Below are 14,543 nucleotides of genomic sequence, written 5' to 3' on the forward strand. Positions count from 1 at the left end.
GTTGCGGGGGAGAGGGGGAGCGGGGCGTCGGCGTCAGGCATTGGGCGGCAGCTCCGTGCCCGCGCCCCGCCGCCGTACCGCCACCAGGTCGGTGCGGGCCCGGCCGGACACCGCCGCGGCGTCCGCGCCCTCGGCGGCATCCGCCTCCCCGGCCGCCTTCGAGGCCGGCTCGCCGGCGGTGACGGCGGTGACGGCGGTGACGGCGGTGTCCGAGGTGACGCCGGCGTCCGCGCCGCCGCCGCAGGGCCCGCAGCCTCCGCCGGCCTCCGCGCCGCCGTGTCCGCCGCAGCCTCCGCCCGGCGCGGCGGGCGCGTCCGCCCGGTGCTCGGGCAGCGTCCGCTCCCCGGCCCCCTCCACCTCGAAACCGGCGTCGGCGATCATCTCCAGGTCGGCCTTGCCCGCCTGGCCCTCGCTGGTGAGGTAGTCGCCCAGGAAGATGGAGTTGGCCAGATGCAGGGCCAGCGGCTGCATCGACCGCAGGTGCACCTCGCGCCCGCCCGCCAGGCGGACCTCCACGTCGGGGCAGACGAAGCGGACCATCGCCAGGATGCGCAGGCAGCGCTGCGGCGTGAGGTTCCACTCCTTGGCCAGCGGGGTCCCCTCGAAGGGGATGAGGAAGTTCACCGGCACCGAGTCCGGGTCCAGTTCACGCAGCGAGAAGACCACGTCCACCAGGTCCTCGTCCGACTCGCCCATGCCCGCGATCAGCCCCGAGCAGGCCGACAGCCCGGCCGCCTGCGCCTGGTGGACCGTCTCCACACGGTCGGCGTAGGTGTGGGTGGTGGTGATCTCCCCGTACGTGGCCTCGGAGGTGTTGAGGTTGTGGTTGTAGGCGTCCGCGCCCGCCTCGCGCAGCCGCTCGGCCTGGCCGCCGGAGAGCAGGCCCAGGCAGGCGCACACCTCCACGCCCTCGTTCTGCTCCTTGATGGCGGCGATGGTCTGCGAGACCCGGTCCACGTCCCGGTCGGTGGGGCCGCGCCCGCTGGCCACCAGGCACACCCGCTTGGCGCCCCCGGCCACGCCCGCGCCGGCCGCGGCGGCGGCCTCCTGGGGCTTCAGCCAGGTGTACTTGAGGATGTCGGCCTTCGAGCCCAGCCGCTGCGAGCAGTACGAGCAGTCCTCCGGGCACAGCCCGGACTTCAGGTTGACCAGGTAGTTGAGCTTCACCCGCCGGCCGAACCACTGACGCCGCACCTTCCCGGCCGCGGCCACCACATCGAGGAGTTCGTCGTCGGAGGTGGCCAGTACGGCCAGCGCCTCGTCGCGCGTGGGCAGCTCGCGCCGCAGCCCCTTGTCCACCAGCGTCTTCAGCAGGTCCATGGCGTTGATCCTCGCCTACGCGCCCGCCCGCGGCCAAGGACGAACCCCCACAACCGGGTGGGCGGAAGGTGTGTGTATCGCCACACCCTGTGCGGGTCCGTCCGCCACTACCTTTGGGCGGAACCGACAGAAGGCGAGGGACGGCCCGCCATGCCGCAGGAGCACCGCAGCACCCCGGACCCGTTCGACTGGATCGACGAACACGCCGAACTGCGCCGCCGCGCGGGCCTGGTGCGCTCCCTGCGCCCCCGGCCCGCCGACTCGGACCTGCTCGACCTCGCGGGCAACGACTACCTGGGCCTGGCACGGCATCCGGAGGTCGTCGCCGCCGCCTCGGCCGCCGCCCGCCGCTGGGGCGCGGGCGCCACCGGCTCCCGGCTGGTCACCGGCACCACCGAGCTGCACACCGAACTGGAGGCGGAGCTCGCCGACTTCTGCGGCTTCGAGGCGGCCCTGGTGTTCTCCTCCGGCTACGCCGCCAACCTCGCCGCGGTCACCGCCCTGACCGACCGCGGCACGCTGGTGGTCTCCGACGCCGCCAACCACGCCTCCCTGATCGACGGCTGCCGGCTGTCCCGGGCGGAGACCGCCGTCGTCCCGCACGCGGACCCCGGCGCCGTGGGCAAGGCGCTCGACGGCTTCGCCGGCCGCGCCGTGACCGTGACCGACACCGTCTTCTCCGTGGACGGCGACGCCGCGCCGCTGGCCTCCCTGGCCGCCGTCTGCCGCGGTCACGGCGCCGCGCTGCTGGCGGACGACGCGCACGGTCTGGGCGTCCTCGGCGACGGCGGCCGGGGAGCCCTTCACGCGGCGGGCCTGGCGGGCGACCCGGACGTGGTGGCCACCGCGACGCTGTCGAAGTCGCTCGGCAGCCAGGGCGGCGCCGTCCTCGGCCCGGCCCGGGTGATCGACCACCTGGTCAACACCGCCCGCACCTTCGTCTTCGACACCGGCCTGGCCCCGGCAGCCGCCGGCGCCGCGCTCGCCGCGCTGCGGTTGCTGCGGGCCGAACCCGGCCGGGCCGCCCGCGTCCGCGAGGCGGCCGCCGGGCTGTACGAGCGGCTGGCGGGCGCCGGTCTGGACGCCACCCGCCCGGACGCCGCCGTGGTGTCGGTACGCGCCCCCTCCCCGGAGGCGGCCGTGCGCTGGGCCGCCGACTGCCGCGGTGCCTCCCTGGCCGCGGGCTGCTTCCGGCCCCCGTCGGTGCCCGACGGGATCTCCCGGCTGCGGCTGACCGCCCGCGCCGATCTGACGGAGGCCGAGCTGGACGCGGCCGCGGCCGTCATCGCGCGCACCGCGCCGCCGGCAGGGAGGGACGCCTGACCGGGCGCCCGCGCCCGCCCACTCGCCCGGCCGCTCATCCGGGGTGCGGCGGCCGCTCCCGCGGCGGGCCCGCCGCAGGGCCCCGCTTCCCGGCGACCCTGCGGCGCAGCCCGAAGGGCAGCAGCGCCCACACCGCCGCGCAGAACGCCAGCACGCACGCCGCCACCGCGATCCCCGCGGCCCTTCCCAGCACCACGTCCACCACGAGCAGCACGGACCCGGTCAGCGCCAGGGCGAGGACGACCAGCCCGGCTCCGGCCAGCCGTGAGGACACGTCGACGATCAGCCGCTTGACCCCGCGCCGGAACAGCGCCCGGTGCAGCGCCGCGGGCGCCGTGAAGAGGATGGAGGCGGTCACCGCCAGCAGCAGCGTGGTGAGGTAGGTACCGCGCTGCACCGTGTCCAGGCCGGTGAAGCGCTGGGTGAAGGCGAGGGTGAGGAGGAAGGCGAAGAGGATCTGGACGCCGGTCTGGATGACCCTCAGCTCCTGCAGCAGCTCGACGAAGTTGCGGTCGGCGCGTTCCAGGGGTGTCTCGTGGCGGTCGGTCATGCGGTCCGGTGTTGCCGCCCGGGGGCGCGTCACTCGCCGCCGACCCGGTGGGGTTCCGGCCGGTGCGGGGCCAGGGGTCCGCACCGGCCGCCCCCTCAGCTCCCGGGTTCCGGCGGGAGCCCCACCAGGCCCGCGCGCCGCCGTCCGTCCAGTACGCGCAGCGCCCGCGCCAGGGTGTGCGCGTGGAGCTCCGTCTCACCGCGCTCGTGCATCACCGTCAGCGCGTCCCGCAGTGCCGCCGCCCGGCCGGTCAGCGCCTGGGCGGCGCGCAGGGCCCCGTAGGTGTCGCGCCCGCGCGCGGGGTTGATCCTGCCCAGCAGGTCGACCACCTCCAGATAGCGGTCCACCAGCTCGCCCTCGGCCCGGGTCAGGGCGGGCAGGGGCGGGGGCTCCGGGGGCATCCGGCCCGTCTGCCCGCTCACCTCGGCGCGCGCACGGCACGGGGCCGCCCGCGGTCGGCCGTCAGCCGGTCCACGAGGCCGTAGGCCACCGCGCCCTCGGCGTCGAGGAAGGTGTCCCGCTCGATGTCCCGCCGGACGCGCTCCAGCGGCTGCCCGGTGTGCTCGGTCAGCATCTCCTCCAGCCGCTTTCGGGTGCGCAGCATCTCGGCGGCCCGGATCTCCAGATCCCGGGCCTGTCCCCGGACGGGTTCGGTCAGGGAGGGCTGGTGGATCATGACGCGCGCCCCGGGCAGGGCTAGGCGCTTGCCGGGGGTGCCGGCCGCGAGCAGCACGGCCGCCGCGGAGGCGGCCTGCCCCAGGCAGACGGTCTCGATGTCGCAGGAGACGAACCGCATCGTGTCGTAGATCGCGGTCATCGCGGTGAAGGAGCCGCCGGGGGAGTTGATGTAGAGCGAGATGTCCCGCTCGGGTGCGGCGTGTTCGAGGTGGACGAGCTGGGCCGTGACGTCGTTGGCGCTGGTGTCGTCGATCGGGGTGCCGAGGAGGACGATGCGTTCCCGGAGCAGCTTGGAGTACGGGTCCAGTGTCCGGACGCCGCCGCTGGTGCGCTCGGTGAACTCGGGCAGCACGTGGCGGGCGGCCGGCCGGCCGGAGCGGACGGGCGACGGGGCGGCGGATCGGTGCATGGCGGTCGGATCCCTCCGTGGGCTCGGTGAGACGCCCTGCGCACGAGCAACGCACAAAATGTACAGGACGTACATCCGGTTATGCTGGGAGCATGGCCTACGAAATTCCGGTGACGCAAGCCCGTGCCGAACTCGCCGACCTGATCAACCGGGTGGTGTACGGCGGCGAACGGGTGGTGGTGACACGCCACGGGAAGCCGCTGGTGGCCCTGGTGACCGCCGCTGACCTGGAACGACTGGAAGGACAGGACGCCTCTGAGCGGGACGGGGTGATCAGCACGGTCTCGGCCGTCGGCGAGGTGCCGTCCGCTCCGGGCGAACGGAGCCGCTTCGGCATCGCGGCGCACCACCCCGCCCCGCCCGCCGGAGACCGGGGCCCGGGACACCGGGGCGGGTGAGCGGGCGCGGCGCACGAGGGCGCGAAAGGCGCGACGGGGAAGAGCGCGGGGAGGGGCAGCGCGCGGGAGCGCGCGACAAGCCGGACATCGCTCACCCGCCGGCCCACCGCGCCGGGCTGCCGCCCCCGGCGGCGCGGGTCCTACGGCGTGGCGTTCCCCGGAGCCGGGTCCGTGTCGTCGCCGCTCCTGCGGGCCTTCGCCTGCGCGGCCTTGGCGTCGGGCGCGTACAGGTCCACGTACTCCTGGCCGGACAGGTTCATGATCGTGTACATGATCTCGTCGGTGACCGCGCGCAGCACCGTCCGCTCGCCGTGCTGGTCGGCGAAGCGCGAGAAGTCCAGCGGCTCACCGAACCGGATGGTCACCCTCCCGATCTTCGGCAGCCTCCGGCCCGGAGGCTGGAGCTCGAAGGTGCCCACCATGGCGCACGGGATCACCGGCACTCCGGCCCTGAGAGCCATGGACGCGACGCCGACCCGCCCCCGGTACAGCCGCCCGTCGTGCGACCGGGTGCCCTCGGGGTAGATGCCGAGCAGCTCCCCCCGGCGCAGCACCCGCAGCCCCTCCTCGACCGCCGCCTGCCCGGCGCCGCGGCCCGAGCGGTCTACCGGGATCTGGCCGATGCTGCGGAAGAACGCGGCCGTCAGCCTGCCCTTCAGCCCCGGCCCCGTGAAGTACTCCGCCTTGGCGAGGAAGGTGATGCGCCGGTGCAGGATCGCGGGCATCAGGAAGTGGTCGGAGAAGGACAGGTGGTTTCCGGCGATGATCGCCGCGCCTTCGTCGGGGACGTTCTCCAGGCCCTCGATCCGGGGCCTGAACAGCAGCCGCAGCACCGGGCCCAGCAGGACGTACTTGAGCACGTAGTAGAACACGGGGTGGCTCCCTACCGCACCGGACGGGCCTGCGAGCTGCTTCTCCCCCCGGCCGGGGAGCGGCCGGAGGCCGCCGGAGAGCCGGTCGGGGAGGATTCAGTGTATGTGCGGGCACCGCGGTGTGCGACCACCTCCGGCGCCCGTGCCCGCCGGCCTCCGCGACGGCCGGATCCCGTCAACCCGCTCCCGGGGCCGTCCGGTTGCGGCCCCGGGAGCGGGCGGGGCTCCGGGGCGGAGCCCCGCGTTCCGGGCATCCGCCCGGACCTCAGTCCGTACCCGACTCGATCGCCGCGTGGTCGAGCGCGTCGGAGTCCACCGGGGTCTCCCCGCCCTCGTGGCTGCCCGCCGAGATGGCCTCGGCGCCGCCCGGGGGCAGCTCGCCGATGAGACCGCCCCACGCCGCGAGCTGGCCGTGGGCGGCGTACTGCTCCAGCTTGCTCCGCGAGTCGGCGATGTCGAGGTTGCGCATGGTCAGCTGCCCGATGCGGTCGTCCGGGACGAACGCCGGGTCGTGGCTGCGCTCCATGGACAGCTTCTCGGGGTGGTAGCTGAGGTACGGCCCCTGGGTGTCGAGGACGGAGTAGTCCTGGCCGCGGCGCAGCCGCACCGTGACGCTGCCGGTGACCGGGCGGCCCACCCAGCGCTGGAGGCTCTCGCGGAGCATGAGCGCCTGCGGGTCGAACCAGCGGCCCTCGTAGAGCAGCCGCCCGAGCCGGCGCCCCTCCACGTGGTACATGGCCACGGTGTCCTCGTTGTGGATGGCGTTCAGCAGCCGCTCGTAGGCCACGTGCAGCAGCGCCATGCCGGGGGCCTCGTAGACGCCGCGGCTCTTGGCCTCGATGATGCGGTTCTCGATCTGGTCGGACATTCCCAGGCCGTGCCGGCCGCCGATGAGATTGGCCTCCCGCACCAGCTCGACCGCGCTCGCGAACGCGCGCCCGTTGATCCGCACGGGGCGCCCGTGCTCGAACTCCACGGTGACGTCCTCGGCCGGGATGTCGACCTCGGGATCCCAGAAGGGAACGCCCATGATCGGGGTCACGATCTCCATCGAGGTGTCGAGGTACTCCAGGCGCTTGGCCTCGTGCGTGGCGCCCCAGATGTTCGCGTCGGTGGAGTACGCCTTCTCGGCGGAGTCGCGGTAGGGCAGATCGCGCTGCGACAGCCAGGCGGACATCTCGTGCCGCCCGCCGAGCTCGGCCACGAACGCCCGGTCCAGCCAGGGCTTGTAGATCCGCAGACCGGGGTTGGCGAGCAGACCGTAGCGGTAGAACCGCTCGATGTCGTTGCCCTTGTAGGTGGACCCGTCCCCCCAGATGAAGACGTCGTCCTCGCGCATCGCCCGCACCAGCAGGGTGCCCACCACCGCACGGCCGAGCGGGGTGGTGTTGAAGTAGGTCTGCGCGGCCGAGCGGATGTGGAAGGCACCGCACGCCAGGGCGGCCAGCCCCTCCTCGACCAGGGCGTCGCGGCAGTCGACCAGCCGCGCCCGCTCGGCGCCGTACGCCAGGCCCCGCTCCGGCACGTCGGCCAGATCGGGCTCGTCGTACTGGCCGACGTCGGCCGTATAGGCATAGGGGACGGCGCCGCGCTCGCGCATCCACGCCACCGCGACAGAGGTGTCCAAACCGCCCGAGAACGCGATGCCGATGCGCTCACCGACTGGAAGTTTATTCAGTACCTTCGACATGTATGCATCCTAGACCCGTGTCCTTCGGAGCCCTCCCCCGAACCCGGGGAGCGGTCCGGGGTCCGAGGCCGAGGGACGGCCCCGGACCCCGACCGGGGGAGCGGTGTGCGCCGGCCGGGTGAAGGGCCGGGCGAGGGTCCTTGCCCGGGCTGCTCCGCCACGGTGGTCTTGGGCGCGCAATCGCGCCCAGCTTCCTGGAGGTCCGCATGTTCCCGCGCCCCCGCACCACCGCCGCCGCGGCCCTCGCCGCGGCTGCCGTCGCCGCGCTCCTCACCCCGGCGTCCGCCGCCCACGCCGAGGCACCCGGGGCCGATCCGGCCCGCGGCGAGGTCTTCCTGACCGTCGCCGACGCCGAGGACACCTGGACGCGGGGCGTGATGCTGATCTGCCCGGACGACGGCGGCGGCCCTCACCCCCGCGCGGCCGAGGCCTGCGAGGCCATCGACCGGTCCGGGGGCGAGCTGCGGCAGCTCTCCGGCCGGCAGCGCGACTGCACCAACGAGCACCGGCCCGTGGTGGCCGAGGCAACGGGCATCTGGCGGGGGAGCCGGATCCACTGGCGGTCGGAGTTCCCCAACGCCTGCGCCATGCTCAGGCAGACCGGAGCGGTGTTCGACTTCTGAGCCCGGCTTCCGGGTCCGCTTCCGAGCCCCCGCAAGCGTGTGAGTCCCGGCCCGGGCAGTCGCCCGGGCCGGGACTCACACGCTTGCGGGGACGGGCCGGGGCGCTCGCCCGGCGCGGCGGCTCACCGCTCCCGCGACGTCACCACGCCCAGGGTCACCAGCCCCAGGACCACCCACGCGAACCACAGCCAGCCGCTGCCGCCCAGCGCGACCGAGTAGGCGGTCACCAGTACCAGGGCGGCCACCGTGGTGACGGTCATGGCCTTCGCCGTCTCCGGCATCGCTCACACCTTCCTCCCGAGTCGGTCGGAGCGGGACCGCGGGTCGCCGCGGCTGTCGTATCGCCGCGGCCGGCGGCCCCGTCCTGTCCGGCCCGGCCCGGTGCGCTACTGGCCGCGTGCCTGCAGCGACGCCAGGTAGGCGTTGTACGCGGTCAGGTCCTGGTCGCCGTTGCGGTCAGCGGCCCGGTCGTCGCGCCGAGCCTGCCGTTGTTCGGAGAAGTACCACTGGAAGACGAGTGCAATCAGCACGATGACCGTGGGAATCTCGCTGAACGCCCAGGCGATGCCGCCCGCGGCGTTCTGGTCGGACAGCGCGGTGACCCCGAGCGAGGCGGGCGGGTTCGCGTACGTCTCGACCATCGGCTCGCCGGCCATCATCAACGCGATGCCGAAGAAGGCGTGGAAGGGCATGCCCGCGAACAACTCCAGCATCCGCATCACGTAGCCGGGACGGTGGGGCCCCGGGTCCACGCCCATGATCGGCCAGAAGAAGACCAGCCCGACCGCCAGGAAGTGCACCATCATCCCGAGGTGCCCGGCCTTCGACTCCATCAGGAAGTCGAACAGCGGCGTGAAGTACAGCGCGTACAGGCTCGCGATGAACATCGGGATGGTGAACCCCGGGTGCGTGACCACCCTCATGTAGCGGCTGTGCAGCACCGCCACCAGGACCTCGCGCGGCCCCCTGCGGCCGCGCCCGGCGGCCGGGAGCGCGCGCAGCGCCAGCGTCACGGGGGCGCCCAGCAGCACCAGGATCGGCGAGAGCATGCTGATCACCATGTGCTGCACCATGTGCACGCTGAACAGCACCATGCCGTAGTCGTTGAGCTTGGTGCACATCACCAGCGCGACCGTCAGCACGCCCAGGGCGAAGGAGACGGTGCGGCCGGCCTGCCAGGTGTCGCCGCGCTGCCGCAGCCGCGCGACGCCCCAGCCGTAGAGCGCCAGCGCCAGCAGGCAGCTCACCAGGAAGAACGGCTCGGGGGAGAGCTCCAGGCCGCGTCCGAGGGTGAACGGCGGCAGATCCGCCATCGTGCCGTGTCCGTCGTGGTCCATCCGCAGCTCTCCCGATTCGTGCCGATCCGCTCGGACCAGATTAGGACCGCCCCCGGCCGGGGCTCCGGCCGGGGGCGGTCTCGGGCGGATTCCGCACGCGGCTCGGCGGACGCCCGGGCGGGGGCGTCAGGCGGGCTGGGTGGCCGCCGCGATCCGCTCGGCGCGCAGCGCCTCGTACCACCGGTCGTCCACCGGCGGCAGCGCGTTCACGTCCAGGGCCAGCTTGAGCAGCAGGTCCGCGATCTGCGGGTTCCTGGCCAGCACCGGACCGTGCATGTAGGTGCCGAAGACGGTGTCGTTCCAGGCGCCCTCGGTGCCGTCGCCCGTCCCGTTGCCCCTGCCCAGCCGCACCCGCGCCAGCGGCCGTGCGGTCGGGCCCAGATGCGTGATGCCCTGGTGGTTCTCGAACCCGGTCAGCTGGGGCAGGCCCAGCCGCTCGTCCATGTCGGCCAGCACGTCGCCGACGCACCGCTCGCCCTCGCCTCGGGTGCTGGTGACGTCCAGCAGCCCCAGGCCCGGCTCGCGCTGCCCGAGGTCGTTGATGAACTCGTGTCCCAGGATCTGGTAGCCGGCGCACACCGAGAAGACGATGGCGCCGTTGTCCACGGCCCGGTTCAGCCCGCCGTCGCGGCGCAGCCGCTCGGCCGCCAGCCGCTGGGGCCGGTCCTCGCCGCCGCCGACCAGGTAGATGTCCCCGGAGGTGGGGATCGGCTGGTCGGAGCGGACGTCGATCCGCTGCACGCCCAGCCTGCGCTGCCGGGCACGCCGCTCCACCACCAGTACGTTGCCCTGGTCGCCGTAGGTGCTCAGCAGGTCCGGGTAGACCCACACCACGCGCAGGCCGCTCTCACTCATGCTCGCTCGCATCCTCGCCGTGTTTCCGGCGTCTTCGACGTCTTTGCGTCTTCGGCGCCTTCGGCCGCCCGGCTCCGGCCGGTGGTCCGAAGGGCCCGGGATCAGTTGCCGACGATGCGGCGCAGATCCTGGAAGGCGGTGTAGTTGGCGATCGCCTCGATCCGGCCGGGCGGGCACTGCCGCACCGCCTCGGCGGCGTTCTCGCAGACCTGGAAGTCGACCCCCGCGACCTCCAGCCGGACCGCCAGGTCCAGCTTGCGGTCGCCGATCACGCAGATGGGGTGCCCGGCCAGCCGGGAGTAGTCCACGTCCCACAGCCAGGAGGTGTCGGTGCCGTCCGCGCCGCGGGCGTTGACCGACAGGATCACGGGCGCCGGCGGGCCGTCGATCAGGGAGAAGGTCTCCAGCCAGCCGGCCGGGTTCTTCGCCAGCAGCAGCCGGATCTCCCGTCCCTGGAAGGACACCACGTCGTAGCGGCCGGCCACCGCGGTCACCGAGTACATCCGCTCCAGCGCCGTCTGGGGCGGCACCCCGAAGGCGGCGGCGACGGCCGCGGAGGTGGTGGCGTTGGCCTTGTTGGCGCGGCCGGGGAGCTGGAGGCGGATCGGCCAGGCCGACCCGTGCGGGTCCAGCACGTGGTCGCCCGACAGGGCCCAGCTCGGGGTGGGGCGGCGGAAGCCGCACTCGCCGCAGAACCAGTCGTCCCCGGGGCGCTGCATCACGCCGCCGCAGGCCGGGCAGGACCAGGCGTCGTCCTTCCACTCCTGGCCCGCGGCCACCCACACCACGTTGGGGGAGGAGGAGGCGGCCCACACCACCAGCGGGTCGTCGGCGTTCGCCACGATCACGGCCTTGGAGCCGGACAGCCCCTCGCGCCAGCGCTCGGCGAGCATCCGGGTCTCGGCGGCGCGGTCGAGCTGGTCGCGGGAGAGGTTCAGCAGGGCGATCGCCTTGGGCGTCACGTCGCGGGCGACCGCGGCGAGGTACTTCTCGTCCACCTCGATGACGCCGTAGCGCGCGTCGCCGCTCCCGGCGAGCGCCGCGGTGATGCCCGCGGGCATGTTGGCGCCCAGCGCGTTGGAGACGACCGGACCGGCGGCGCGCAGGGCCTCGGCGATCAGCCGGGTCGTCGTGGTCTTGCCGTTGGTCGCCGACACCAGGACGACGTCCAGGTTCTGGGCGAGTTTGGCCAGCAGGTCGGGGTCGAGCCTGAGGGCCACCTTTCCGCCGATCACCGACCCGCTGCCACGGCCCGCGGCCCGTGACACCGCCGCGGCTGCCTTGCCCGCCGTCACGGCCAGTTTGGCCCGCGGCGGCAGCGGCTCCGTGTTGCCTGCCATCGTCCTTGTCCCTCCTTGCCCCTGGGTCGGGGATCAGCCTACCGAGGTCCGCTCCCGGCCCCGAACCGCGCCACCCCGCAGATGATCAGCACGGCGTAGGGTGACACACATGCACCGCGGCACCATTCCCGGCAGTTCCGGCTCCGTCCATCCCCTGCGTTTGTCGGCCGACCCGGCCCTGCGCGCGTGGTGCGCCGAGGTGGTCTCCTTCGACGCGGAGCTGTCCCGCCTGGTGGAGGACCTGTTCGCGTCGATGTACGCCGCGCACGGTGTGGGGCTGGCGGCCAACCAGATCGGCGCCCCCGTGCGGGTGTTCGTCTACGACTGCCCCGACGACGATGACCGCCGACACCTGGGTCACGTGGTCAACCCGCGCCTGGTGGAGACCGGCGGCGTCATCGTACGCGGTCCGGAGAGCTGTCTGTCCCTGCCCGGTGCGGAGGCCGCCGTGGAGCGCCACGACCGGGCCGTGGTGGAGGGGCGGGACAGGACGGGGGCGCCTGTGCGGATCGAGGGCACCGGCTTCTTCGCCCGCTGCCTGCAGCACGAGTGCGACCACCTCGACGGGGGCGTGTACACCGACCGCCTCACGGGGCCGCGCCGCCGCCGGGCGCTGCGGGCGGTACGCCGGGCAGCCGCGCGGATCCCCGGGCAGTAGGCCCCGAGGACCGCGGCGCCGCGGCGGACGTATCCGGCACCCGGCGGTGTTCACAGGCCCGGGCCGCCGGCCAGGTCCTCAGCGGTGGCCAGGCCTCCCCACAGCAGATCGGCCAGGTGCCGCACCAGCCGCTCCCGGGGGCAGGGCCGTTCGCCCAGCCACCAGTCGCCCGCCGCGTGCATCATGCCGACGATCCCGTGCCCCCACACCCGGGCCCGCTCCTCACGGTCGGCACCGAGGTCGACGCGTTCGGCGATCACCGTGGCCAGCTCCTCGCCGAGCCTGCGCAGCAGCGGGGCCGAGTGCTGGCCGACGTCGAAGCCGCGCTCGCCCCCGGACTCGTCGGCCGGGTGCATCAGGAAGCGGTAGACCTGGGGCCTGGCCTCGATGGCGGCCAGGTAGGTGTCGAGCGCGGCCTCCACGCGCTCGCGCCGGTCGCTGGGCGCGTCCAGGGCGGCCCGCAGCGCGTCCACCAGGGCGTCGGTGTGCCGCACCGCCAGAGCGCGGTAGAGACCGCCCTTGTCGCCGAAGTGCCGGTAGAGGATGGGCTTGGTGATGCCGGCCTCGGCGGCGATGGCGTTCATCGAGGCGCCCGGGCCGTCGCGCAGCACCACGCGCTCGGCGGCCTCCAGGAGCTCCCGGCGGCGGCGCTCGGTGGCGCTGCGCTGGTCCTCCCGCTGTGTGGTCTCCATGTTCCTCGGCCTCCCCGACCCTGCTGTGACACCTCGGTGCCGCCTGAGCGCAACGTAACACCCGCGGAGCGCACGAGAGGGTGCCGACGGTGGAGGTTGACATCGCACTGGCCGGTAACATATTCACGTTACCGCTAGTAACAACGGATGGAGGGGCTTCCATGGCGGAGTTCGCACTCGACCTCAACGACGACCAGAAGGCCGTACGGGAATGGATCCACGGCTTCGCGGCCGACGTCATGCGCCCCGCCGCCGCGGAGTGGGACGAGCGCGAGGAGACGCCCTGGCCCGTCATCCAGGAGGCGGCCAAGATCGGCCTGTACTCGCTCGACTTCTACGCCCAGCAGTACTTCGACCCCACCGGGCTGAGCATCCCCATGGTCATGGAGGAGCTGTTCTGGGGTGACGCGGGCATCGGCCTGTCGATCGTCGGCACCGCGCTGGCGGCCGTCGGCGTGCTCGCCAACGGGACCGAGGAGCAGATCGGCACCTGGATCCCCCAGATGTACGGCGACGCGAACGACGTGAAGGTCGCCGCCTTCTGCTCCTCCGAGCCGGACGCCGGATCGGACGTCTCGGCCATGCGCACCCGCGCGGTCTACGACGAGGCCAAGGACGAGTGGGTGCTCAACGGCACCAAGACCTGGGCCACCAACGGCGGCATCGCCAACGTCCACGTCGTCGTCGCCGTCGTCGACCCCGGGCTCGGCTCCAAGGGACACGCCTCCTTCGTGATCCCGCCGAACACCCCCGGCCTGTCCCAGGGGCAGAAGTTCAAGAAGCACGGCATCCGCGCCTCCCACACCGCCGAGGTCGTCCTCGAGGACGTCCGCGTGCCCGGCCACTGCCTGCTGGGCGGCAAGGACAAGCTCGACGAGCGCCTCGCCCGCGCCCGCGAGCGGGCGAAGAAGGGCGGCGAGCGAAGCGAGATGGGGGTCCCCCCGGCCGGAGGCCGGGGGAGCGTGAAGAACGCCGCGATGGCCACCTTCGAGGCCTCCCGCCCCGCCGTGGGAGCCCAGGCGGTCGGCATCGCCCGCGCCGCCTACGAGGTCGCCCTGGACTACGCCAGGACCCGTGTGCAGTTCGGCCGCCCGATCATCGACAACCAGGGCATCGCCTTCCAGCTCGCCGACATGCGCACCCGCATCGACGCCGCCCGGCTGCTGGTGTGGCGGGCCTCGTGGATGGCGGCGGCGGGCAAGCCCTTCGAGGGCGCCGAGGGCTCGATGTCCAAGCTGTTCGCCGGGGAGACCGCCAAGAGCGTCACGGCCCAGGCGATGCAGATCCTCGGCGGCAACGGCTTCACCCGGGAGTACCCGGTGGAGCGCATGCACCGGGACGCGGCGATCTACACGATCTTCGAAGGCACCAGCGAGATCCAGCGCCTGGTCATCGCCCGCACCATCTCGGGCGTGCACGTCCGCTGACCTCCCACCCCGCCGGGTGGCCGCCGCACGGCCGGCGGTCACCCGGCGGGACACGCCCTGCCCGCCAAAAACACGCGGTCGGCCCCCGCCCCGCACCCGGGCGACGGCGGAAGAGAACCGGGCAGAGGCCGTCCACCCGCACCCGGGGCGCGCGCCCCTGCCCAGTCGCACCCCGGACAACGGGCCGGTACCGCTCCCCACCACCCCGGACCCGCAGCCGGGCGACGGCGGAAGAGAACCGGGCAGAGGCCGTCCACCCGCACCCGGGCGACGGCGGGAGGGGACGGGTAGGGGCGGATGTTCCGGACACTCAAGCGTTATTTGCGGCCAATAGGCGCTCCACCCGACGGTGCACGGCAACGGCCGTAAAT

General features: G+C 73.7%; 16 protein-coding genes. 5 read left to right on the top strand and 11 right to left on the bottom strand.

Annotated elements, in window-relative coordinates; genetic code table 11:
* Positions 1-33: 33 nt before the first annotated feature.
* Entirely contained in the window at positions 34-1,320 is a 1,287-nt protein-coding gene (bioB, locus tag L7D48_RS16005) for a biotin synthase BioB (protein WP_237880117.1), read from the bottom strand.
* Positions 1,321-1,470: 150 nt separating this feature from the next.
* On the opposite strand from bioB, the gene L7D48_RS16010 reads away from it, so the two are divergent.
* Entirely contained in the window at positions 1,471-2,643 is a 1,173-nt protein-coding gene (locus L7D48_RS16010; RefSeq protein WP_237880118.1) for an 8-amino-7-oxononanoate synthase, read from the top strand.
* A 34-nt stretch (positions 2,644-2,677) separates the two neighbouring features.
* On the opposite strand, the gene L7D48_RS16015 is transcribed toward L7D48_RS16010, so the two are convergent.
* The 3 genes from L7D48_RS16015 to L7D48_RS16025 all read right to left on the bottom strand — a co-directional run bounded on the left by L7D48_RS16015 (position 2,678) and on the right by L7D48_RS16025 (position 4,280).
* On the bottom strand, positions 2,678-3,193 hold the full coding sequence (locus tag L7D48_RS16015) for a DUF6328 family protein (RefSeq protein ID WP_237880119.1): 516 nt from the start codon (positions 3,191-3,193) through the stop codon (positions 2,678-2,680).
* 95 nt (positions 3,194-3,288) lie between these two features.
* Positions 3,289-3,594 carry a hypothetical protein gene (locus L7D48_RS16020; protein WP_237880131.1) on the bottom strand — a complete coding sequence of 102 codons (306 nt, stop codon included), beginning with the start codon at positions 3,592-3,594 and terminating at the stop codon, positions 3,289-3,291.
* A 17-nt stretch (positions 3,595-3,611) separates the two neighbouring features.
* A complete protein-coding gene (locus L7D48_RS16025; protein WP_237880120.1) occupies positions 3,612-4,280 on the bottom strand; it encodes an ATP-dependent Clp protease proteolytic subunit in 669 nt (222 codons plus the stop codon).
* A 92-nt stretch (positions 4,281-4,372) separates the two neighbouring features.
* Here L7D48_RS16025 and L7D48_RS16030 point away from each other — a divergent pair, with 92 nt between their 5' ends.
* Entirely contained in the window at positions 4,373-4,678 is a 306-nt protein-coding gene (locus L7D48_RS16030) for a type II toxin-antitoxin system Phd/YefM family antitoxin (protein ID WP_237880121.1), read from the top strand.
* A 140-nt stretch (positions 4,679-4,818) separates the two neighbouring features.
* On the opposite strand, the gene L7D48_RS16035 is transcribed toward L7D48_RS16030, so the two are convergent.
* Positions 4,819-5,550, bottom strand: a complete 732-nt coding sequence (locus L7D48_RS16035; protein ID WP_237880122.1) for a 1-acyl-sn-glycerol-3-phosphate acyltransferase — start codon at positions 5,548-5,550, stop codon at positions 4,819-4,821.
* Positions 5,551-5,815: 265 nt separating this feature from the next.
* Positions 5,816-7,240 (bottom strand): argininosuccinate synthase, encoded by a 1,425-nt coding sequence (gene argG / locus L7D48_RS16040; protein ID WP_237880123.1) that lies wholly within the window; start codon positions 7,238-7,240, stop codon positions 5,816-5,818.
* Positions 7,241-7,446: 206 nt separating this feature from the next.
* On the opposite strand from argG, the gene L7D48_RS16045 reads away from it, so the two are divergent.
* Positions 7,447-7,863: an SSI family serine proteinase inhibitor gene (locus L7D48_RS16045; RefSeq protein WP_237880124.1), complete on the top strand. Its 417-nt coding sequence runs from the start codon at positions 7,447-7,449 to the stop codon at positions 7,861-7,863.
* A 122-nt stretch (positions 7,864-7,985) separates the two neighbouring features.
* On the opposite strand, the gene L7D48_RS16050 is transcribed toward L7D48_RS16045, so the two are convergent.
* The 4 genes from L7D48_RS16050 to L7D48_RS16065 all read right to left on the bottom strand — a co-directional run bounded on the left by L7D48_RS16050 (position 7,986) and on the right by L7D48_RS16065 (position 11,395).
* The gene (locus L7D48_RS16050) at positions 7,986-8,144 is read right to left on the bottom strand and encodes a hypothetical protein (protein WP_237880125.1); all 159 of its coding nucleotides are present in this window, start codon (positions 8,142-8,144) and stop codon (positions 7,986-7,988) included.
* Between the two features lie 105 nt (positions 8,145-8,249).
* On the bottom strand, positions 8,250-9,200 hold the full coding sequence (locus L7D48_RS16055) for a cytochrome c oxidase assembly protein (protein ID WP_237880126.1): 951 nt from the start codon (positions 9,198-9,200) through the stop codon (positions 8,250-8,252).
* Between the two features lie 126 nt (positions 9,201-9,326).
* Positions 9,327-10,055, bottom strand: coding sequence for a type 1 glutamine amidotransferase (locus L7D48_RS16060; RefSeq protein ID WP_093658310.1), 729 nt, complete (start codon positions 10,053-10,055; stop codon positions 9,327-9,329).
* 101 nt (positions 10,056-10,156) lie between these two features.
* Entirely contained in the window at positions 10,157-11,395 is a 1,239-nt protein-coding gene (locus L7D48_RS16065) for a MurT ligase domain-containing protein (protein ID WP_237880127.1), read from the bottom strand.
* 109 nt (positions 11,396-11,504) lie between these two features.
* Here L7D48_RS16065 and def point away from each other — a divergent pair, with 109 nt between their 5' ends.
* Positions 11,505-12,053: a peptide deformylase gene (def, locus tag L7D48_RS16070; RefSeq protein ID WP_237880128.1), complete on the top strand. Its 549-nt coding sequence runs from the start codon at positions 11,505-11,507 to the stop codon at positions 12,051-12,053.
* Positions 12,054-12,103: 50 nt separating this feature from the next.
* Here the strand turns inward: def and L7D48_RS16075 are convergent, their stop codons facing one another.
* Positions 12,104-12,745: a TetR family transcriptional regulator gene (locus tag L7D48_RS16075; RefSeq protein ID WP_237880129.1), complete on the bottom strand. Its 642-nt coding sequence runs from the start codon at positions 12,743-12,745 to the stop codon at positions 12,104-12,106.
* A 161-nt stretch (positions 12,746-12,906) separates the two neighbouring features.
* On the opposite strand from L7D48_RS16075, the gene L7D48_RS16080 reads away from it, so the two are divergent.
* Positions 12,907-14,172: an acyl-CoA dehydrogenase family protein gene (locus L7D48_RS16080; protein ID WP_237880130.1), complete on the top strand. Its 1,266-nt coding sequence runs from the start codon at positions 12,907-12,909 to the stop codon at positions 14,170-14,172.
* Positions 14,173-14,543 lie beyond the last annotated feature (371 nt).

The sequence above is a fragment of the Streptomyces sp. ICN903 genome (genome assembly GCF_022015835.1).
GTDB lineage: Bacteria > Actinomycetota > Actinomycetes > Streptomycetales > Streptomycetaceae > Streptomyces > Streptomyces fenghuangensis.